This is a genomic window from Chryseobacterium indologenes (assembly GCA_016025055.1).
Lineage (GTDB): Bacteria > Bacteroidota > Bacteroidia > Flavobacteriales > Weeksellaceae > Chryseobacterium > Chryseobacterium indologenes.
In genome coordinates, this window is the sequence record CP065590.1 from 4,233,398 (window position 1) to 4,255,859 (window position 22,462).

Sequence of the window (22,462 nt, forward strand, 5' to 3'; positions counted from 1 at the left end):
TATATTTTTACTTTTTGTTTTTTTTAAATCACAAAGGTTAATGACTCCGGTAATGAAGTGTTATCCTTTATTTTTATTTCACTTTTATGATACACCAGAGAATTTGCGGGTACATTCTGTGTAATCCAGACATTTCCTCCGATAATGCTTTCTCTGCCTATGGTTGTATTTCCTCCCAGAATTGTGGCCCCTGAATAGATGATCACATCGTCTTCAATAGTAGGATGCCTTTTCTGATGGGCTTTTTCTTTGGAAACATTCAATGCACCGAGAGTAACTCCCTGATAGATTTTCACATGATTCCCGATAATGGTTGTCTCTCCGATGACGATTCCGGTTCCGTGATCAATGAAAAACGATTTTCCGATTTCTGCCCCGGGATGGATATCAATTCCGGTTTTGCTGTGTGCATACTCGGAAATAACCCTTGGTAATATTTTTACTTCCTGCTTCCATAGCTGATGAGAAATACGGTATACATAGGTGGCAAAAAAGCCGGGATATGCAAGGTATACTTCTTCCAGCGAATCTGCAGCCGGATCAAATTCCAGAATAGATTGCGCATCCAGAACCAGAAGATCATAAAGTTCCGGTAAAGAGGCGAAAAACTTTTGGGTATGAGTCTCTGCCAGCTTTTGATTTCCCGTTACTACATGAGTCAGTTCAAAAGGGTATTGTGAAGTGTTTCAAAATTCTTTTTCAACTGATCTTCACTATGATCTTTTGAGGAAGGAAAAGTGTTTCGTACAAATCTTTTACCCATTTTTTGGTTTTTATCTTGTCAAAGAATCCATGAATATTATTTTGTTTGCTGTGATGAATTCTTTCAATTAAATGATTGGAAATAGCCATTGTTTCTATTGAATTATACAGGCTGCAACAGTTGAATTAGAAGTTTCATCCACCAAAATTGCAGACCCTGTTGTTTTATTATTGATAAAACTATCATAGACCAAAGGCTGTGCCGTTCGAAGGGTTACTTTTACAATTTCATTAAGTTTAATATCGCTGTCTACCTGCTCACGATTAAGGGTATTGACATTGATTTTATAATCTACTTCTTTTACGATCGTTTTTACCAGTCTGCTGTTTTGTTGCAACAGGTATTTATTACCCGGCTGCAAAGGTTTCTGATCCAGCCAGCATAGCAAAACTTCCAAGTCTTTTTCAACAGCCGGAAGCTGATCTTCAGTGGCAAAAATATCTCCTCTGCTGATGTCCAGATCATGTAAGGTATGGATTACTGCGGGTTGTCCTTCCAATGCTTCCTCCTTTTCTACTCCGTTGATTTCTATTTTGGAGATTTCCGTGGTTGATCCTGCAGGAAGAATCTGAATGGTGTCTCCTGTTTTGAATGTTCCACTTACGATCTGGCCTGCATATCCTCTGTAATCATGCAGTTCTTCTGTTTGAGGTCTGATGACATACTGTACCTGGAAACGATTTCCGGTATTGGATTCTTCATTCAATGTTACCTGTTCCAGGTATTCCAGAAGAGAATTTCCTTCGTACCATTCGGTTCTTGATGATTTGGAAACGATATTATCTCCTTTCAGAGCCGAAATCGGGAAATAACTTACCTCCTGTAATCCCAGATTATCTGCTATTTTGGAATAGTCTGATTTTATAGCTTCAAAAACATCTTCCGAATAATCTACCATATCCATTTTATTGATGGCTACGGCAACTTTTTTCAGTTTTAGTAATGAAGCAATGATAGAATGTCTTCTTGTCTGCTCAATCACTCCCTTCCGGGCATCAATAAGAATGACCATCAATTCGGAGTTGGATGCACCGGTGATCATGTTACGCGTGTACTGAACATGACCCGGAGCATCGGCAATAATAAATTTTCTTTTGGGAGTAGAAAAATACCTGTAGGCAACATCAATCGTGATTCCCTGTTCTCTTTCTGCACGCAATCCGTCTGTGAGAAGGGCGAGATCTACCCCGTCTTCATTTTTGTTTTTAGAATGTTTTTCAAGGACTTCAAGCTGATCCTGTAAAATACTTTTGCTATCGTAAAGCAGTCTGCCGATAAGGGTACTTTTCCCGTCATCTACGCTTCCTGCTGTTATAAATCTTAATATATCCATCCGATTTTGTTTATAAGTAATATAATTGGTAATGGGTAATTTATGGTTGAAAGAGAAAAGCCCTTTGTGTATTGCTGATTACTCATTATTGATCCCTTATCTAAAAGTAGCCTCCTTTTTCCTGTCTTCCATTGCCGCTTCGGTTACCCTGTCGTCGATTCTCGTTTCGCCACGTTCTGAAATTCTGGTGGCAACTATTTCTTCAATAACGGCATCAATGGTTTCTGCGTGAGATTCAACGGCTGCGGTACAGGTCATATCACCCACCGTTCTGTAGCGTATTTTCCGGGTGGTAATAATATCCTCCGGTTCCAGAAATACATGCTCGGAATTGGCCAGCCATTGCCCGTTAAAATCTACCACTTCCCTCTCATGCGAGAAGTAAATAGAAGGTAAAGCAATTTTCTCTCTGCGGATATAGTTCCAGATATCGAGCTCTGTCCAGTTGCTGATCGGGAAAATTCTTACATTTTCTCCTTTGTGGATTTTTCCGTTGAAAATATTCCACAACTCCGGGCGCTGAAGTTTAGGATCCCATTGTCCGAATTCGTCACGCACGGAGAATATTCTCTCCTTTGCTCTGGCTTTTTCTTCATCTCTCCGGGCTCCTCCGATACAGGCATCAAATTCAAATTCTTCAATTGTATCGAGTAAAGTATAGGTCTGAAGCCAGTTTCTGCTTGGAAATTTACCTTTAGCCTCTGTTAATTTTTTAGCTTTGATGGTATCTTCTACTTTTCTGGCTACCAGATCTACGTGTAACCGGGCTACCAGTTGATCACGGAATTCCAATACCTCCGGAAAGTTATGTCCGGTATCAACATGTACAAATTTGAAAGGGATTTTTCCATGAAAAAAAGCTTTTCGCGCCAGATGAGCCAGAACAATACTGTCTTTCCCACCACTGAATAATAAAGCGGGACGTTCAAACTGTCCTGCGACTTCTCTTAATATATAAATAGACTCTGCTTCCAGCTGATCTAAATAGTTTAATTGATGTATTGACATTTTTATCTTTTTTATTGATGAATATGCAAACCGCACTCTTTTTATTGGCATCTTCCCACCACCAGCGGCCTGCCCTGAAATCTTCCCCCTCTTTAATTGCTCTTGTACAAGGCGCACATCCGATGCTTACGAATCCTTTTTTATGAAGCTGATTGTATGGTAAATGATGGGTTTGTACATAATCGGTTACCTGCTCCGATGTCCAGTGAAGAAGCGGATGGTATTTTATAATCTGATTATCCGGGTCCCACTCCAGCTGGGGCATATTTTGTCTGTTGGCAGAATGTTCTGAACGTAATCCTGTAATCCAGACTTTATAGCCTTGAAGTGCTTTTTTTAACGGATGTACTTTACGAATGGTACAGCAGGCTTTTCTCTGCTCCACGGACTGATAAAATGAATCGGGTCCGTTTTGGGTAACAAATTCTTTGATTTCTTCGGTATCCGGATAATAGGCTTTGATGTTCTTCTTGAAAAAAGCTTTTGTATTCATCCATGTTTCATAAGTCTGTTCGAAAAGTCTTCCCGTATCCAGAGTGAAGATTTCGATATCCAGATTTTTGATGAGATGAGTAATTACCTGATCCTCATAACTGAAACTGGTTGAGAAAATAAGCTTACCGGGAAATTTTTCTGCTAATATCTCCAGTGCATGAGCTTGTGAAGAGTTCTCAGAGAGCTCTGTCAGTAGTTTTTCAAATTCATTTTTCAGATTGTTTTCCATATCCAATTGAAATTAAGTATTGCAAATATATACAAATTTCTATAACTCCTATCAAAATAGTAGAATTTAAATTAAAAAAAATTTATTTATTATTGATAAACTTTGTCAGAGTAGCCTCCATCATGCTTGTTCTGGTCTTTTCACGAACGATCATTAATTCTTTTCTGAGGTAACAAACTGCTTCATCCACACAATCATCACAAGCTTCGTAAAAGTTTAAAGAGACACAAGGAGTCAGGGCAATAGGTCCGTCAAAGATGCGGTAAATATCTGCTAATGAAACCTCATCAGGTGATTTTAACAGATAATACCCTCCTACTTTACCCTGCTTACTGTTAACAAGTTTAGCTCTTTTAAGTTCGAGAAGAATCTGTTCTAAAAATTTCTTGGGAATGTTCTCGTCCTGTGCAATAACGGAAGTGGGCAGAAAGCCTTGATTGTAATTTCTTGCTAATCTGACCATTGCTTTTAGTGCGTATTTGCAGCGTTTCGACATCATAATTCCTGCAAGTTATGATAAATTATTGATAAATGAAATGTTTTGCGATGAGAGGGTAATTCTCTCTTGACAGATTTTTAATGCTAAAATAGTTTAACCACAAAAGTTCTTAAACACTAAAGTTTAATTTAAGTTACACGCAGACTGCTGAAAAGTTCACTTAAGTTTTGAAAATCAAAGATTTTCACCGTGCACTCTCTAAACGTTATAGGTTTTTGAAACCTATAACGTTTTTACTGTCTGGAAAATTCAAAATAGGTTTTAAACACATCATATTTTCATGAAGTTACCAAATAAAATAAGCCAGTTCCCTATCGTCTCTCAACAGATTATCTACCCTTCTGAACCCTGTTTTTGTAAGGACTTTCTGAGATCCGATATTATCTAAGTCAGTAACGGCAACAATGTTTGTGTCCGTAGCTAATGATCTGCAATACTCTACCAAAGCTTTACAAACTTCCGTTCCAAGACCTTTTCCCCAGTAATTTTCCCCTAATGTATAACCTATTTCTATTTGTTCAGGATTATCAAGGAAGGTTCTGGCCAGACACATTCCCACAAAATCTTGATTCTGGGCATTGAAAATTCCCCATCTGCTGAAAGGACCTTCCTTATAATCTGCCAGGGCTTTTTCAAACATTTCTTTATATTCATCAGGGGTTTTGTAAGGCAGATAGCGGGTTACATTTTGGTTTTCAAAGAGATTTAGAAATAAAATAAATTCTTCAGGGGTGAACTCTCTTATGATGATTCTATTATTATTGTACTGCATATATAAATGGAATATCGCTGTGGTAGCGGTTAAATGATTGATAAAAGTACGAAATAAACTAATATCTTGTCATACTAAAAATGGGCTTAAAAAATTAAGCCCATCTGTTATTCAACAAGTGAATAACTAATATATCAATACTAAATTATTTTATTAATTGCATCTGTTTAAAAAATTTTAAACCAGTTTGTAACGTTTTAAAGTACTAATAAGGAGGTTGATGGCCAAGAAGGATTCCATTTCCAGAATACTGCCCACCTTCAATATGGTACCGATATAGCGTTTTGATTCTATTTTTTAATGAATTTTTGAGAAGTTTTCCCTAAAGAAGTTTCAATATCAATTAAATAAGTTCCGCTTAGGAAGTGTTTAACATCAACCTTATCACCCATAACTTTTGCATTCATTTTTCTTCCAGACATATCATAAACAGAAATTGATTTGATTTCCCCTTTTGCTTTAATATTCAACACATCAGATACCGGATTTGGATAGATGGATGTTTCTGAGTTTGTTGTATCAATGTCTGAAGTGGATAGTGATGATGATAATGCACAAGGCGTTGTAATACTGCCAGATGGTTGTGTATTGTATGCAAACTCAGTTACAGAATAACCTGAACCATTGGTCCCAACAATCAGTTTGAAATAGCCGTTAATATTGTAGCCTTCGAATTGGTTTCTAAAACCAACATAAGCGGTTTTGCCAGACCAGTTAGTGTATGTAGGGGTGTACACGTCAAGTTGTCCGGGAGTACCCGTTGGGTAACCTATATTATTTGCATTAGTTATAGTGGTACAGGCTGGAATTAAACTGATATTTCGTGTTCCTGTTTGGCAAACCAATCCTTTCCAATAGGTTTCCAATTTTAATTGATTGGCGCCATAGTACCAGGCACCATACCCTGCATCATCACTAAGCTCCGGATTAATGATAAAATATTTCCAAGTTGCCCCGGAGTTGGTGGTTACTGTTGTCGGTGTTGGATTGGCATAACTTTCAAGAGGAGTTCCTGTAACTATTTTATAGGGATCTTTGTAAGAAAAAGTTAATGCCAAAGCCGTAGTCGATCCTAGTGAAGTTACACCTCCTGTTATAGCCGGATTCAGGAACGTAATTGATGAATTCAGCACCTGACTCTTAGGATGACTGGCTGCCGCGCCATTTATGGTAAGTGTGGCAGTAGTAGGACTTGTAACTGCTATAGCTGCTGTTAGTCCTGCTGGCAATGAAGACGTGAAATGTGTTCCTGTAGTAAGAGTTGTTCCATTGGGTACGGCAAATGTTGCTCCGTTTAGGGTAATGGTTGATGTAGGGGCAGATGTTACTGTTCCATCTAATGATACGGCTCCATTATTGTTTAAGTTCTCTGTAAAGGTACTGTTGCTAAGGGTTAATTTAGGTGGAGTATTGGCAACTCCGGTTGCGGCTAAGTTGGCAGGCTGCCATAAATTCATTCTCGAAGGATGGTTTAATGCGGCTAACATTCTATTAACTTGCCCATTGGTAAACATTTTATAACAACCAGCGGAACCGTTGTACCCCATATAGTTTTCAACGTTCACTTTTTGTCCAAGGCAATTGTTTCCGGCTGTGCATCCTAATCCGGAAGAATTATTTTCTACAGGGGTGTCAGCGACTCCGTCACCGTCATTACCGGGGTTTGCCGTTGAACAAAGAACATTGAAGGTGTGTTGAAGATTTAACCAATGCCCGAATTCGTGAGTGAATGTGTCAGAAAACTCGTTTGAAGCCAAAGTTCCTGCAGCATCATATATATAACGGCCATTATAAACAACTCTTGCTGTATTTACTGAAGTCATGTATGAATCCGGATACCAGGCAACTCCTGATTGATAAAAATCTTTATTAGCATACAGATCATTTTGTATATACACATTCATATACTTTGTATTATCCCATGCATCTGTTCCAATTTGTGCATCATATCCGCCACCGTTGCCATATCCGCTTTTGAAAGGATGAAATACCACTCCGCTTGTTGCTTTTCCGGTTGGATCAATTTTAGCTAATCGAAATTCAATACTTAACGCCCCTCTGATAGATTGGAAGTCGGGATCCACAGTATTTGAATCAGTGTTAATTCCATTGAAATTTAAGTTGATTTGTTTCAGTAAGTCAACTACTTTTTGGTAATTTACTTTTACATTACTCTGAGATTCTCCATACACATGGAAAACCACTGGGATGATGTAGGTGGGCGCATTGCCTTTTTTGTTCAATGGAGTTTTGTTTGATTCCATTTTTTTTACAAAATCTTTGGTGAATTTTTCAAAATTTTCATATTCAGCCTTAGATTCCGGGTGCAGTTCAAAATGTTTTTTCATCATTTCATCTGCTTTACACTCATGAGGTCTATTTTCCTGAGCCAAACCTATTATTGGAAATAGGGAAACAAGTAGTAGTAATTTAAATTTTTTCATGATTTTTTGGATTTGTTTGTTAATAAATTATTTGAATAATCCAATTGTTTGGGGCTTAATCAACCTATTGAATTGGATCTAGAATGATTTTAACTTGTCTGTAAATTTTGATAGCCAATATCTCCCATGCTTCTGTCTACAACTTTGCCATCCATTATCATAAAGTTCTGTGGGATGCTTATCCCATGATTGTTAATTTTCTGGAAACTCTTTCTTTAAAAATTTTAAACAGGTTGAAATAATAATTTGGGGTGTTAAGTGATATTTTTTTAATTAAATCTTTCGGGGTTGAAGATCTTTATCTCAACCGTTGGCTTTTGGTCATTGGCAAGTTCTGACACTGTTTTTCCAAAAATGGGTCCTAAACTTAACCCCATCATACCACCGCCGCCTGCGATAATCAGGTTTTTCAATTGGGAAGATTGTCCCAGATAAGGCAGTCCATCCGGTGCGCACGGCCTGTAACCAAACCAGATTTCAGATTCTTTTTTATAATGCATCTGAAAGTCAGGCAAATATTGAGGAACAGACCGGACGATGCCTTCTACTCTTTTCATGTTAATTTTATCATGATGGGAAGCCAGTTCCATAGTCCCACCAAAACGGATCTGCCCATTCATAGGAGTGACAGCTACTCTTGCTTCCAGTAATAAAGCAGCATGATTCAGGGTATTGACCGGATTTTCTGGGGTATGCATGAACGAATATCCTTTTCCGGGCATTAATTGAATTTTGATTCCTGCCTTCTGAGCCAGTTCAGGAAGAAATGAACCTCCGGTCATGACGAAACGGTCTGCTGTAAACTTTTTATCATTGGCAATTATGGCTTTAATCCTGCTTCCTGATGTTTCAAATCCGGTTACTTTGTGATGAGTATGAAAAACGGCACCATTATTTTTAAGATAAGAGATCATTTGTTTCATCAGTTTCATCGGATTCATATGGCCGTCACATTTGTAATTGATCCCTCCTATGACATCCATCCGGATATAAGGCTCAAGTTCCTGAATTCCTTTTTGATCCAGAATATCAACTGATAATCCCAGATTGATCGCTTTATGAGCAAGCTCTGTTTCTTCTTCCCTTACTTTTTCGGTTTTGTAAAGCATCAGAATACCATTCTGATTAAGCTCAAAATCAAATTCATCCTTTGAGGCAATCTCGTTGTAGAGGATGCTGCTCGCCAGATTAAGGTCTCTGATGGCTGATGCTGAACGATCCACGTGATTCTGGTTGGAATGTTTTAAAAACTTCAATCCCCATGATATCAGGTTGGAATTCAATGAAGGTTTAACATAAAACGGACTTTTGCTGTCAAACATCCATCGTATTCCCTGGGCAACGACTCCCGGGGCAGCTAACGGAGTAAAGTGGCTGGGTACAATCATTCCTGCATTGCCATAAGAACAATTGTTGGACAGATCATTCTGTTCCAGGATTTCAACCTGCCAGCCTTTTTGTAAAAGATAATAGGCGGAGCTTAGTCCTGCTATACCTGCACCAATGATAAGTGCTTTTCCTTTATTGTGTGCCATATGTTTGTTTATATAACCTGAAATCCCTGCCAGTAAGGATCTTCATCATCAATAATAATATGATTATAACCGGTGACTCTTGCCCAGCCTTCTACTGAAGGGATAATTGCCGGTTTTTCGCCAACAGTAGCCGTTCCTTCAATTCTCCCGATAAACTGCGATCCGATATAGCTTTCATGGATAAACTCTTCGCCTTCTTTTAATTTTCCTTTAGCATACCATTGCGCCATTCTTGCAGAGGTACCTGTTCCGCATGGTGAACGGTCCAAAGCGTTCTCCCCCACTAATACAGCATTTCGCCCGCTTGCTTCAGGATCTGTAGCATTGCCTGTCCATTGAATATGGCTTAATCCGGTAATGTGTTCATTTTCAGGATGAATAAATTCATACTTGTCATTGAGTAATTTTCTGATGATCTTTCCATAATGAATAAGCTGGCTGGCTGTAAAATCGGAAATATCTCTGAAATTTTCCTGAGGGTCTATAATCGCATAGAAGTTCCCTCCATAAGCTACATCCGCTTTTATTACCCCGAGATCCGGACAATCAACTTCCAGATTTTCAGCATACAGAAAGGATTTCACATTGGTCAGTTTTACAGACGTTACTTTTTTGCCTTCCTGTACATAATCAATAAGAATAAGTCCTGCCGGTGTTTCGAGGCGCAGCTTGCCGGGAATTTTAGGAAAAATCAACCCTTCTTCTATAGCAATGGTTACTGTGCCTATCGTTCCGTGTCCGCACATGGGAAGACAGCCGCTGGTTTCAATATATAAAACTCCGATATCGTTTTCTTCGTCAATAGGCGGATACAAAATACTTCCGCTCATCATATCATGACCACGGGGTTCAAACATGAGTCCTTTCCGGATCCAGTCGTATTCTTTCATGAAGTGAAGCCTGCGCTCCATCATAGAATTTCCTTTCAAAATAGGTCCGCCACCTGCCACAAGACGTACAGGACAGCCACAGGTATGAGAGTCTACACAAAAAAATGTTCTGTTCATACAGTTTCTAATTTTAATGATTCTGAATTAATTTCACCATCTACCATTCTGTTGATTTGTAGTGGATTTTCATTTTTTAATTCCTCCGGTAAGAATTCATTTGGCCAGTTCTGAAAAGAAATAGGACGAACAAAACGTTTGACAGCATCCGGTCCTACGGAAGTAAAACGTGCATCAGTTGTAGAGGGAAAAGGACCTCCATGCTGCATGCCATAAACCACTTCTACGCCTGTGGGCATTCCGTTGAATAACAATCTTCCACATTTATCTTTCAAAATATCAATCAGCTCTGAGTTTTCATGGATATCGTCTGACGTTGCCGCTAAAGTAATAGTTAATTGTCCTTTTAACTTTTGAGCAATCTGTATAAGTTCTCCCTGGTTTTCGCAAGTAACAATAATACCAAAAGGACCAAATACTTCTTCGCTCAATACAGGATTATTGATGAAGTTTTGAGCATTGGTTTTTATCACAGCAGCACTTCCTTTCCCTTCTTCCGTTTCGGTTGATGCAATTACTTCAACATCTGCCTGTGTTATGGCAATAGACTTATCCTTTTTAAAACTCTCATATATTCCTTTGTGAAGCATTGGAGCAGGGGAAATTTCCTGAATTTCATTTTTTACTGCAGAGATAAACGTGTCCAGTGATTCGCCTTTACGTGCAATAAATACTCCCGGATTGGTACAGAACTGCCCTACCCCTAATGTTAATGAAGTAACATACTCCTTTGCCAAGGCTTTTGCTTTATTTTCAAGTAATTGCTGTAGTGCAAACACAGGATTGATGCTTCCCATTTCTGCAAATATAGGAATAGGATTTTCCCGATGACTGGCTGTATCAAACAAAGCTTTTCCGCCATTAAAAGAACCTGTAAATGCTACGGCGTGGATATCTTTATGTTGGGTTAAAAAAGCACCGATCTCATGCGATGTTCCGGTAATATGACTGAAAATTCCTTGCGGCCATCCGAATTCTTTTACTGTATCTGTGATCACATCAGCCATCATTTGAGAGGTCTGAGGATGGGCAGGATGTGCCTTTACAATAACAGGGCAGCCTGCTCCTATCGCACTTGCCGTATCACCTCCTGCTGTGGAAAAAGCAAACGGAAAATTACTGGCACCGAAAACAACCACAGGCCCTAATCCTATGTTGTACTTTCTGATATCACTTTTCTGTTTTTCAGGCTGGGCAAGATCAATTCTTGACTCTGTATATATTCCTGAGGCTACCGCTTTTGCGTAACTTCTCCATTGGCCGGCAGTTCTGGCTTTTTCACCCGTGAGTCTTGCCAGAGGCAAAGAAGTTTCAGTGTGGGCTGTTGTCAAAAGCTCTTCACCTAAAGCTTCAATCCGATCCGCCACCGCATTCATAAATGCAGCCCTTTCTTTTACCGTTGTTTTCTTCAGGAATTGATATGCTTCGGAAGCCATCTGAATTCTTAACTCAATATTTTGTTTTGATGTTTCTTCAATCATAGCTTTCTTTGGTATTAATCTAATATCGGACGATTGTTTCTGCCTTCTTCAATAATCTTATTGATTCTTTCAGCTTCTTCACCTTGAAGCTCCAGACGTGGTGCTCTTACATATGGATTGCTGATTCCTTCTGCAGTGGCGGCCAGTTTGATGTATTGAATAAGCTTAGGATGAATATCGAGTTCCAATAATGGCATAAACCATCTGTAGATCTCTACCGCTTTATCGTATTCACCTGATTTAACATAGCGGTACATTGCCATTGTTTCGTTGGGAAAAGCATCTACAAGACCTGCAACAAGTCCATCTGCACCGAGCATGAGGGTTTCAAGGCAAATAGTATCTACACCGCCAAGAATTTTGATTCTTTTTCCAAAGCGGTTGATCATTCTGGTTACATTGGCAAGGTCTCTTGTAGATTCTTTAACAGCCTGAATGGTTGGATACTCAATAAGTTCTTCAAACATTTCAAGGGTTACATAAATTCCGTAATCAACAGGATTATTATAGATAAGGATAGGAAGATCTGTAGCCGAAGCTACTGCTTTAAAATATTCTACTACTTCATGACGATCCGCTTTATAACGCATGGGGGGAAGAAGCATAAGTCCGTCAGCCCCTGATTCTTTTGCTTTTTTAGCGAAATGTATAGCATTTTTGGTTGTATTTTCAGCAAGGTTTAGGATGACAGGAATTTTTCCTTCTGTAATTTTTTTTGCATACTTCAGCAATTCAAATTTTTCTGCAGTTTCCAAAGCACTGGCCTCTCCTAATGTTCCGGCAAGGATAATTCCCTGAACTCCGGCTTTAATCTGGGCTTCTGTATTGACTGCAAACATTTCAAAATCAATCTCTCCTTCATTTGTAAAAGGAGTTAATACAGCAGGATAAATACCTTCCCAGTTTAGTTTTGTACTCATATCAAATAATATTTATTCAAAACTAAGTGAATTTCACAACGGTAAATGTTAATATTTTAATATATTCTAACCGTATTTTAACATGTGATTATTCGTGGTCTGTAGTAGCCTCTTTATAATGCTTCAGATATTCTTTTGGAGAATACTTCATGATGGATTTAAATACCCGGTTGAAGTTGGTAAGACTGGTGAATCCGCTGTTAAAGGCAACAGAAGAAATACTGTATCTGCTGCTGGATGTCAATAGTCTGCATGCCCTCTGTACTCTTAATTCATTAAGATATTGAATATAAGTAATTCTGGTATGTTTTTTAAAAGATCGGCAAAATGCCTGAGGAGTCATACAGGCTTCTTTAGCAATGGTATCAAGAGTAAGTTTGTGCTGGGTGAAATTCTTCTTAATATAGAATTGGGCATCTATAATTCTCTGGTCATTGTCAGAAATATGATTAGGAAGGTTTTTTTCTGAAGACAACGGAACATGCAGATGTCTATTCAGCATCAGATGGTTTAAAATTTTTATAAAATCTAGGATCTGTTCTACTCCTTGTGTCTTTTGCAAGGCAGCCATGCTATCTCCTACACTTGATTTCAGTTTTGAAGCAATTTGAAATCCTACTTTTGATTGTTCAATGAAGTTTTTCAGTTCTTCAAATTCCGGTAAATCAAAAAAAGCGGCTATTTTTTTATCTGGATCGAAGAAAATAGAAATAGCATGAACGTTCTGTTTTTCGTTTTTATTAAAAGATCCTTTAAAAACATGTGATTGGTTGGCTCCCAGGTAGAAAATATCACCTGGTTCAAAGGTAAAAAGGTTCTGTTCTATGGCCAAAGTACCATGCCCTTTAAGAATCCACATGATCTGAGTTTCTGTATGTCTATGAAAATAAGGATAGAAATTGGGCATAATATCTTCCTGTATGCGGATGCTTTTGTTGGTGTCGGCAGGAACTGAAAACTGAAGACTCTTCATACGATCAATATTTTAAAGGAATGATGATTAAGAATGTTAAAATATTGCCGAATTTAAGCAAAATATGAACATTAACTGTCATATTAAAATCCAAACTTTACATCTTCATTATTTTAATGAATGAAGTGCTTCAAATAGTACAAAATTGTAACTTTAAACTTTTAAAATAAAACTTTCATAAATATATGTTTTCAGCACAAACTTATCAAGACAGAAGAGGTGTATTGCAGAGCAATGTAGCCGGTGGAATTCTGTTATTTTTAGGAAATATAGAGAATCCTGTAAATTTTGAGCATAATCCTTATTATTTCCGTCAGGACAGTACCTATCTATACTATTTTGGAATTCAGGAACCAAAAATTGCAGCCATAATTGATATTGATGAAAATAAAACCCTTGTTTTCGGAGATGAACTAAGCATTGATGATATCGTCTGGATGGGCAGGCAGGAAACCTTAAAAGAGAAAAGCCTGAAGTCAGGAGTACACGAAACATTACCTTATAAAGAGTTGTCTCAATATGTACTTAAAGCGAAAGCTGCCGGTAGAAAAGTACATTATCTTCCTCCTTATCAGTCTTCCAATAAAATTATATTGGCTGATCTTCTCGGGATTAGAGTAGCAGAATTGCAACCTTCAGCAGAAATGATCAAAGCGATTGTAAAACAGCGTTCTATCAAAGAGGCGCAGGAAATCGTACAAATTGAAGAAGCTGTGAATGTTTCCAACGAAATGCATCTGCTGGCTATGCGTATGGCCAGACCGGGCATAAAGGAATATGAAATTGCCAATGCCATTCAATATTTTGCGGCCAACAAAGAATGCCAGATGTCTTACCCACCGATCGTGACTATCAATGGAGGAATTCTTCATAATCATTACCGATTCAATACCATGAAGGAAGGAGATCTTTTCCTGAATGATTCCGGTGCAGAAACAGCTATGGGATATGCAGGAGACTTAACGCGAACATTTCCTGTAAGCAATACTTTTACGACAAAACAAAAGGAAATTTATGAGATTGTTTTGAATGCTTTTAATAATGCTCAAAAATTGCTGAAACCGGGAACACGCTTTAAAAACATCCATTTGAAAGCCGCTCAGCACCTCGTGGAAGGCCTTGTAGATCTGGGACTAATGAAAGGAAACCCTGAAGAAGCTGTAAAAAACCATGCACATACCCTGTTTTTCCAATGCGGATTGGGACATATGATGGGACTTGACGTGCATGATATGGAAGATCTGGGCGAGCAATATGTAGGCTACACCGAAGCAGAACCTAAGGATACCAAAACATTCGGGCTTAAATCTCTCCGTTTAGGAAAAGCCTTGGAAACCGGATTTGTATTAACGGTTGAACCGGGTATTTACATGATTCCTGAACTGATTGATATGTGGCAGGCAGAAAATAAAAATGCGGAGTTTATTAATTATGATAAAGTGAATGAATACCGAAACTTCGGAGGCGTACGTATTGAAGATAATTTCCTGATCACGGATGACAGCTATAAGCTTCTGGGGAACGGGTTGATTAAAACGGCAGAAGATATTGAAAATTATCGCAAAGAGCATTTAGCAGACATCAAATAAGCGCTATGAAAAATATAAAAAAACTGGGAATTGTTGCATTGTATTTCCTCTGTTTATCGCCATTGGCTGCACAAAAGATGCAATGGACTCCTGATGGGAACGCCTATTATTCGTTTACTAAAAAAGGGGTTCAAATTGTTGACGTTTTGCATCCGGGAACCGAGCAGACACTGCTGAACAGCAACGAACTGATTCCGTCCGGAAGTTCCGAGCCCTTACAGGTTCAAAGCTTTCAGATATCTCCTGCAAATAAAAACTTATTGCTTTTCACCAATACCAAAAAGGTGTGGAGAGACAATACCCGCGGAGATTACTGGATCTTTGATAAGAATACCAAAAAGCTTACACAGCTCGGAAAAGGATTACCTGCTTCATCATTAATGTTTGCCAAATTTTCTCCCGATGGTAAGAAAGTAGCTTATGTGTCAAAGCATAATATTTACTTGGAAGATCTTTCAGACAATCAGATTACTAAAATTACTACAGACGGTAATGACGGAATGATTAATGGTACTTTTGACTGGGTATATGAAGAAGAATTCGGTGCAAAGGACGGTTTCAGATGGTCTCCGGATGGAAGTAAAATTGCCTACTGGAAACTGGATGCCAGAGGTACTAAAAACTTCCTGATGATCAATAATACCGACAGTCTGTATTCGTTTACCATTCCTGTAGAATATCCTAAAGCGGGAGAAGATCCTTCAGGTTGCAGCATCTGGTTTTATGATCTTGCCTCCAAATCTTCAAAGAAAGCTGATATATCAGGAGATGAAAAACAACATTATATTCCAAGAATGGAATGGGTACAGGATTCAAAATCCGTTATCCTGCAACAATTGAACAGAAAACAGAACCAAAGTAAGATTATCGTAGCAGATGCAGGTTCTGGAACCGGGAAAGCCATTTATACCGAAACAGATCCCGCATGGATCGATATCAAATCTATGTGGAATAACAACGATCCCAGCGGCTGGGACTGGATTAATAACGGCAAGGAGTTTTTATGGCTTTCAGAAAAAGACGGATGGAGGCATATTTATAAAATAGATATGAATGGCAAAGAAACCCTTATTACAAAAGATGCCTTTGACGTTATCAAACCAGAATTTTTTGATGTTCCTAATCAATTGATTTATTTCCTGGCCTCTCCCGGTAATGCTACTCAGAAGTATTTGTATAAAGTAAATATGAAGGGAGGAAAAGCAGAAAGACTGACCCCTCAGGCTTATTCAGGTTCTAATGAATATACGATCTCTCCCAATGGAAAGATAGCTTTGTTTACGAATACCAATACCGATAGATATTCTGCAGGAGCGGTAGTGTCTCTCCCGAACCATAAAGAACTTGTGGCTGCCACAAAATCAGAGAAAGCAGATCCTGCAAAAGCTAAAAAAGAGTTTTTCCAGATTACCACTGAAGATGGGGTTACGCTGGATGGCTGGGTCGTAAAGCCTAAAAATTTTGATCCTTCTAAAAAATATCCTGTTCTTTTCATGGTGTATGGTGAACCTGCGTTACAAACCGTGACAGATAGCTTTTACGCCAATTGGGATTATTTGTATACAGGTGACATGGCTCAGGACGGATACCTTTATGTTTGCCTTGAAAACCGCGGCACACCCGCTCCTAAAGGACGCGAGTGGAGAAAATCTATCTACCGGAAAATAGGCCAGCTAAATATTCGTGATCAGGCTATGGGGGCAAAAGCATTATTTGCAAAATGGCCATATGCAGATACTTCCAGAGTGGCCGTTTGGGGCTGGAGCGGCGGCGGTTCTTCCACGTTGAATCTTCTTGGTCAGTATCCGGATATTTACCAAACAGGAATAGCCATTGCTCCTGTAGCCAACCAGTTGTTTTATGATAATATCTATCAGGAAAGGTATATGGGACTTCCACAGGAAAACAGAGAGGATTTTTTAAAAGGTTCTCCCCTTACATATGCTAAAAACCTTAAGGGAAACCTGCTGTTGGTTCATGGTACAGGTGATGATAATGTACACTATCAGAATACAGAAGTATACATCAATGAGCTGGTGAAGTACAACAAACAGTTTCAGCTGATGTCGTATCCTAACAGGTCCCACTCTATCAGTGAAGGAGAAGGAACATTCCTGCACCTGGCGACCATGTTTACAAAATATTTAAAAGAACACTGCCCTCCGGGAGCAAGATAATAAAAACGAAAAAGTCTTACATAGAGTAAGGCTTTTTTATTATTTGAGTTTGTTTACGCTAGGAAGAAAACGGCAAACTTTGTATCTTTACTCCATGGAAAATCAGGAAGAAATTGAGAAGCAGATACTGGATATTGTACGGGCACAATATGAAAAGGATGGTGGCAATAACGGCGTTACTTTTGGTGCTTTTGACCATATTCTCAATATGTCTATTGAAGACCGAAACGCATTTCTTGAAAGAATGGCAAAAGAAAAAAAAATATTTATTTTTAACAGCCTGAATATGAGACGCATTATTCTGCCGAAATAAAACCTCTGTTGAACAGGGGTTATTTTTTTTAGAACACCTCATCAATAGGATCTGTATAAAAGGAATTCTGCAACCCCAAAACAGAGTATAAAAAAGATTGAATAAAAAAACCTCCCGTAGGAGGTTTAGAATGAAATTTATAAACTATATGACGTGGTGTTAAAAAAAACTTGTAAATAAAAACTTGTTTTAAAGCCATCAATGGATATGCCAAATAGATCACTGCTTAAGGAAATCTTAACTTTTGTGGTAGCTTTTTTCTAAAAAAATAAAACCTCCCGCATCAACGGAAGGTCAAGTGTAATTTGTCAGAAATATGAATTTTCAAGGGTTCAAAAATAGAAAGTAATTCTGTAGACAAGTATGACTGCAATCATATCTAAATTCCAAAAATAAAATAAAAATCCCCGGATTTCTCCAGGGAATAAAGTGTCAAAACCTATATTTTTATATAGTGGTATAAAATGATGTTCTGTTGTAAAAACAGCAAGACACGTGCCAAATTAATCACTGTTTAATGATATGCGTGTTTTTGTGGTATCTATTTTTAGGTATCCGTATATCTCCGGAAGCTTTGCCAGATTTTAGCATAACGAATTCACACAGAATACTATATGATTCATTTTCTTTTAAAAACAATGGTCCACGTTATCCGAAAAGGTTCTCCGCGATAATGATCATTATCCCGGCTGACAATTTTCATAGTGGTTTTATCCAATTGAACAATTTCAAATTTTCTTTCATCATTAGTATTTCCGAACAGGGATAAGGTCTTATCATCAGGATGTATTGAATATGAAAAATAAATCTGCCCGCTGTCCATAATAGAACCATCTGCATTAAACTGCATGACATCATTTCTGCTTAATGTAGAATGGTTTACAGTTCGTTTTCCATTGGCTTCCACTCCCTCAGCAGTGGAGCTTACAGGCTGCCATTTGCCGACAATCATTTTTTTATAAGACTGCTGGGAAGAAGTCTTGAATGACACTGAAGCCAGGCAAAAAGTACATAACCACAGCACCAGATTAAAGGATTTCATTGTATTTTGTTTTTGATGAAATAAGGATCATTAATTTCCAAAGGTAGCAACAATCTGTTGATCTGTGTGGAAATTGTTTTTATATCCTTAATTTTGATCTGTAACACATAAAACAATCAGTTTGAAACTACCACTCTCCTACTATTCCAATCAGGATGTTCTTTTTCTCGCACAGGATCTCTTAGGAAAAGTGCTTTTTACGAATATAAACGGTGAGATAACAGCCGGAATCATTGTAGAAACGGAAGCTTATTTCGGGATACAGGATAAAGCTTCTCATGCTTACGGCGGCAGGCGTACACACAGGACGGAAACGTTATATGCTCACGGCGGAGTTTCTTATGTCTACTTATGCTACGGGATTCATCATCTTTTAATGTGGTCACTTCCGTTGAAGACGAGCCTCATGCAGTATTGGTAAGAGCTATTGAACCTCTAATCGGAAAAGAAATTATGGAAAAAAGACGCCAGATGCCGGTTTCCAGAACAGCCATTTCCTCCGGTCCCGGTTCGTTGGCCAAAGCATTGGGTATTAATCAGGCTTTCAATAAAAAAGATCTCATCGGAAATGAAATCTGGATTGAAGATCATGGTATTGCCTATAACCCTGATGAAATAGCAGCGGGCCCGCGCATAGGAGTTGCTTATGCAGAAGAAGATGCCCATTTGCCGTGGCGTTTCTTTGTGAAAGGAAATAAATATGTGAGTAAACCCAATAAAGTTTAGTTATAGAATAAAAAATTAACGTTATTCCTGAATCGCCATGTAAAATTCTGTGTAAAAACCTTCCAAAAACGATTGCTTTTTCCTGAAAAATGATGGCCGTCACCTGCTGACTTTAAGCCGGTATTTATTCTACAAAAAACGACACTCAGATTGATGAACATTATATCTGTTAGCATGAAAAGAATTGATTTATTAAATAATCCGGATATCCGTACCCGTATTTCAAAGCAATTTAATATTATTTAATTCAAATTACGGTTTGGAATCATTTTATGAAACACATTACGTTTCGCTGCTTTTATACTACGTTCCACCCTTCAATTTTACCGGATCGCTTTGACAAGTATATTTATTACAATAAGATAACAATAATTTTACAGGATGAATAAAGGTAAGGAAAATAGAAAATGCCTTCAGAATAGATTGATTTTTCCCTCACTACTATTTAAAAAAATAAAATGTATGAATTGGATTGCACTAATTATCGCAGGAATTTTTGAAATCGGATGGCCATTAGGACTTAAATTATCCCAGCAACCCGAAAGTAGTAATAAATGGTCATGGATTATGTTTTCTGTGGCTTGTATGGCTGTAAGCGGCCTGTTTCTATGGTATGCACAGAAAAGTATTCCTATTGGAACCGCCTATGCAGTCTGGACAGGAATAGGTGCAGTAGGAACTTTATTGGTAGGTGTATTATTCTTCCAGGATTCCGCAAATGTATTCAGATTGTTGTCGGCATTACTGATCGTGATCGGCATTGTGGGACTTAAAATATTTTAACGAAAGATTGTTATCAGAAATAAATTGGCTTAAGTGTATCCACGTAACCTTAAGCCAATACTAAACCAACCACATTCTGTATATTATTTGTTTAATAGGTATCTAACATGGCAACTTTTCCTTCAATAACTCCTTTCCTATCAGTATGGGTAGAAATTCTGTCTGCGGTATTAAATACACCAGCAGAAAAATCTTTCTTAACAGGAACAGAATAAGAATTGCCATGAAATCCTTTATATCCGAAAGCGAAACCTGCCGTCATCAGAAGCAAGAAAATCGCGTATATTACTTTTTTAATTTTCATTATTTCAGTGTTTTTTGTCAATTTATAAATCAAATCTGGGAAACGAGCCACCCAATGAAATTAACAGCTACCCATAAGCAGCTTCTCCATTTAAAAGCTTACTGATATTTCATAATTATGGATGTTTTTAGCTTGTTGTCATTCAAAGTTCGGCAATTGGTGAATTGTATGATGACATCTATATATCAACAACAGAATACGGTCTACTAAAAATAATAATCAGCATAATGATTAGATATTCCGGGAATGATCAATCATTAAATAGCTCTATACCGGAACGTAATCAGAGTTCCAAAAAAGGTTTGTAGGTTCTTCCAACCGGAAGTTTCTTGCCATTGATCTGAATAATATTGGCTGATTTCACTTCGATTTTTGAACGGGAAATAATATATGATTTATGAATACGGGTAAACATCCCGGGATGTAAACTTGCTTCTATTTTGCTGAGAGGCATTTTAAAGGTCAGGGTCCCAGTTTTAGTATGAATACTAATGTATTCCCTTAAACTTTCAATATAAAAAATATCCTGCAAAATAATCTTTTTTTGTTTTTTCCACTGTTGATAAAGATATAGTCACGTTCAGCGATTTCCAGCAGTGCATCTTCCGCTTCCATAAGGTACTTAAACTTTCCGATAGCTGTTACAAAACGATCATAAGGAATGGGTTTCATGAGATAATCGGCAATATCTAACTCATAGCCTTCTACGGCATACTGATGATATGCTGTTGTAACAATAACAAACGGCGGATTTTTTAACTTCCTCAAAAAGTCAAATCCTTTTACTACAGGAAGATGAAGATCCAGGAACATAAGATCTACCTCATGAATACTCAAAAGACTGCTGGCATATACAGCATCTGCGCATTTGCCAACCAGATTAAGTTCCTTATCTCTGGAGATAAAATTTTCCAGGATCTCTGCAGCGATAGGCTCATCTTCAACAATGATGCAGTTGTATTTTTTATATTCTGAATGTATCATGGAAATCAATCATTAATTGTATACTATATCTGTCAGTTGTATCCTGTACAATAAGACTATGCTTAGGATAAAGCAGCTCAAGTTGCCTTCGGATATTTTTTAATCCTATTTGGGTAGAATCCTCATGAGATCGTTCTTCTTTGGAATTTTCTACGCTGTAGACAAGAATTCCTTTTTCCAGCTGAATACTGATATTGATAAATGATGCTCCAAGGCTTTCTGATACACCATGTTTAAAGGCATTTTCTACAAACTGGATCAGTATCAGCGGGGAAATTTCCTGAGAAGGATCATCAATTTTTTCCCTAAAGTTTACCCTAAGGTCGCGATGACGAATTTTTTGAATCTGGATAAAATCTTTAATATTTTCTACATCTTTTTCTATAGAAATACTTTTTTCAGCCGCTTCATAGATATTGTACCGCATCACTTTTGAAAGCTGTAAAATGGCATCAGGAGTTTCATCAGCCTTCTTCATAGCCATTCCATATATATTATTGAGGGTATTAAACAAAAAATGTGGATTAATCTGAGCTTTTAACATCGTCAGTTCCTGATCAAGTTTCTCCGATTTCAATTGAGAAAGCTGTTGTTTCAAAACATTTTTCTGCCTTGTGATTTCAACTCCAAAAACAAGCCCTACCATAAAGATCAGATCCATAAAAGAATTAAAAGCCACAAGCCCATTGATATACCCGGATAATTCTTTTCCATCCTGGGTTTCCAACAACACCATAAATGTAAGGATACATGATATAATGGGCAAAGAACCGATGGGCAAATACAGCCGATATAACAATAAGAATGTACAGAATGTATTTGAAAAAACTTTTGAAATGCCCATTCTCATAGACATAAAGCAAAGAATAAGCAAGCGGAACTTTTATAAAAAGATACCCCAGCTCCAGCATCAAGGTATTCTGAAGTCTTATTGGCCAATTGACATCAGGAAACTGATACCTTGACCAGTAAAAATCAAGATAAACTTCCAGAATATAATACAATATCCAAAAAAGCAAATGAACACGGAGTTTGGATTTTCCGATCGTTTTCAAAGGTATACTAATTTAAATGTACAAAGTAAT

17 protein-coding genes and 4 pseudogenes are annotated in these 22,462 nt (G+C 37.8%); 5 read left to right on the plus strand and 16 right to left on the minus strand.

Annotation, left to right across the window (positions count from 1 at the left end):
- Positions 1–23: 23 nt before the first annotated feature.
- The 12 genes and pseudogenes from H3Z85_19540 to H3Z85_19595 form a co-directional block, all read right to left on the minus strand.
- Positions 24–852 (minus strand): annotated as a pseudogene (locus H3Z85_19540) (serine acetyltransferase).
- Positions 853–857: 5 nt separating this feature from the next.
- Positions 858–2,096: a GTP-binding protein gene (locus H3Z85_19545; GenBank protein ID QPQ51451.1), complete on the minus strand. Its 1,239-nt coding sequence runs from the start codon at positions 2,094–2,096 to the stop codon at positions 858–860.
- A 96-nt stretch (positions 2,097–2,192) separates the two neighbouring features.
- Positions 2,193–3,104, minus strand: a complete 912-nt coding sequence (locus H3Z85_19550) for a sulfate adenylyltransferase subunit 2 (GenBank protein QPQ51452.1) — start codon at positions 3,102–3,104, stop codon at positions 2,193–2,195.
- The gene (locus H3Z85_19555; GenBank protein ID QPQ51453.1) at positions 3,022–3,828 is read right to left on the minus strand and encodes a phosphoadenylyl-sulfate reductase; all 807 of its coding nucleotides are present in this window, start codon (positions 3,826–3,828) and stop codon (positions 3,022–3,024) included. The genes H3Z85_19550 and H3Z85_19555 overlap by 83 nt, the downstream gene beginning before the upstream one ends.
- Before the next feature lie 82 nt (positions 3,829–3,910).
- Positions 3,911–4,327 (minus strand): Rrf2 family transcriptional regulator, encoded by a 417-nt coding sequence (locus H3Z85_19560; GenBank protein ID QPQ51454.1) that lies wholly within the window; start codon positions 4,325–4,327, stop codon positions 3,911–3,913.
- A gap of 286 nt (positions 4,328–4,613) precedes the next feature.
- On the minus strand, positions 4,614–5,099 hold the full coding sequence (locus tag H3Z85_19565; GenBank protein QPQ51455.1) for a GNAT family N-acetyltransferase: 486 nt from the start codon (positions 5,097–5,099) through the stop codon (positions 4,614–4,616).
- A 290-nt stretch (positions 5,100–5,389) separates the two neighbouring features.
- Positions 5,390–7,543 (minus strand): T9SS type A sorting domain-containing protein, encoded by a 2,154-nt coding sequence (locus H3Z85_19570; protein QPQ51456.1) that lies wholly within the window; start codon positions 7,541–7,543, stop codon positions 5,390–5,392.
- Between the two features lie 269 nt (positions 7,544–7,812).
- Positions 7,813–9,078 carry an FAD-dependent oxidoreductase gene (locus tag H3Z85_19575; GenBank protein QPQ51457.1) on the minus strand — a complete coding sequence of 422 codons (1,266 nt, stop codon included), beginning with the start codon at positions 9,076–9,078 and terminating at the stop codon, positions 7,813–7,815.
- 8 nt (positions 9,079–9,086) lie between these two features.
- A complete protein-coding gene (locus H3Z85_19580) occupies positions 9,087–10,085 on the minus strand; it encodes a 4-hydroxyproline epimerase (protein ID QPQ51458.1) in 999 nt (332 codons plus the stop codon).
- Positions 10,082–11,566, minus strand: coding sequence for an aldehyde dehydrogenase (NADP(+)) (locus H3Z85_19585; protein QPQ51459.1), 1,485 nt, complete (start codon positions 11,564–11,566; stop codon positions 10,082–10,084). Before H3Z85_19585 ends, H3Z85_19580 begins: the two co-directional genes overlap by 4 nt.
- 14 nt (positions 11,567–11,580) lie before the next feature.
- Positions 11,581–12,486, minus strand: a complete 906-nt coding sequence (locus H3Z85_19590) for a dihydrodipicolinate synthase family protein (protein ID QPQ51460.1) — start codon at positions 12,484–12,486, stop codon at positions 11,581–11,583.
- Between the two features lie 88 nt (positions 12,487–12,574).
- Positions 12,575–13,459 carry an AraC family transcriptional regulator gene (locus tag H3Z85_19595; GenBank protein ID QPQ51461.1) on the minus strand — a complete coding sequence of 295 codons (885 nt, stop codon included), beginning with the start codon at positions 13,457–13,459 and terminating at the stop codon, positions 12,575–12,577.
- A 185-nt stretch (positions 13,460–13,644) separates the two neighbouring features.
- On the opposite strand from H3Z85_19595, the gene H3Z85_19600 reads away from it, so the two are divergent.
- The 3 genes from H3Z85_19600 to H3Z85_19610 all read left to right on the plus strand — a co-directional run bounded on the left by H3Z85_19600 (position 13,645) and on the right by H3Z85_19610 (position 17,538).
- Positions 13,645–15,048 carry an aminopeptidase P family protein gene (locus H3Z85_19600; protein ID QPQ51462.1) on the plus strand — a complete coding sequence of 468 codons (1,404 nt, stop codon included), beginning with the start codon at positions 13,645–13,647 and terminating at the stop codon, positions 15,046–15,048.
- 5 nt (positions 15,049–15,053) lie between these two features.
- Positions 15,054–17,225 carry a S9 family peptidase gene (locus tag H3Z85_19605; GenBank protein ID QPQ51463.1) on the plus strand — a complete coding sequence of 724 codons (2,172 nt, stop codon included), beginning with the start codon at positions 15,054–15,056 and terminating at the stop codon, positions 17,223–17,225.
- 94 nt (positions 17,226–17,319) lie between these two features.
- Complete coding sequence (locus H3Z85_19610; GenBank protein ID QPQ51464.1) at positions 17,320–17,538, plus strand: hypothetical protein; 219 nt, start codon at positions 17,320–17,322, stop codon at positions 17,536–17,538.
- A 619-nt stretch (positions 17,539–18,157) separates the two neighbouring features.
- On the opposite strand, the gene H3Z85_19615 is transcribed toward H3Z85_19610, so the two are convergent.
- Positions 18,158–18,580, minus strand: coding sequence for a lipocalin family protein (locus H3Z85_19615; protein QPQ51465.1), 423 nt, complete (start codon positions 18,578–18,580; stop codon positions 18,158–18,160).
- Between the two features lie 121 nt (positions 18,581–18,701).
- Here H3Z85_19615 and H3Z85_19620 point away from each other — a divergent pair.
- Together H3Z85_19620 and H3Z85_19625 are read left to right on the plus strand one after the other, a co-directional pair.
- A pseudogene (locus tag H3Z85_19620) lies at positions 18,702–19,306 on the plus strand (DNA-3-methyladenine glycosylase).
- Positions 19,307–19,768: 462 nt separating this feature from the next.
- Positions 19,769–20,089: a multidrug efflux SMR transporter gene (locus tag H3Z85_19625; protein ID QPQ51466.1), complete on the plus strand. Its 321-nt coding sequence runs from the start codon at positions 19,769–19,771 to the stop codon at positions 20,087–20,089.
- Between the two features lie 91 nt (positions 20,090–20,180).
- Here the strand turns inward: H3Z85_19625 and H3Z85_19630 are convergent, their stop codons facing one another.
- The 3 genes and pseudogenes from H3Z85_19630 to H3Z85_19640 all read right to left on the minus strand — a co-directional run bounded on the left by H3Z85_19630 (position 20,181) and on the right by H3Z85_19640 (position 22,432).
- A complete protein-coding gene (locus H3Z85_19630) occupies positions 20,181–20,393 on the minus strand; it encodes a hypothetical protein (GenBank protein QPQ51467.1) in 213 nt (70 codons plus the stop codon).
- Positions 20,394–20,676: 283 nt separating this feature from the next.
- Positions 20,677–21,377: pseudogene (locus tag H3Z85_19635) on the minus strand (response regulator transcription factor).
- Positions 21,358–22,432, minus strand: a pseudogene (locus H3Z85_19640) (histidine kinase). The pseudogenes H3Z85_19635 and H3Z85_19640 overlap by 20 nt, the downstream one beginning before the upstream one ends.
- Positions 22,433–22,462: the final 30 nt, after the last annotated feature.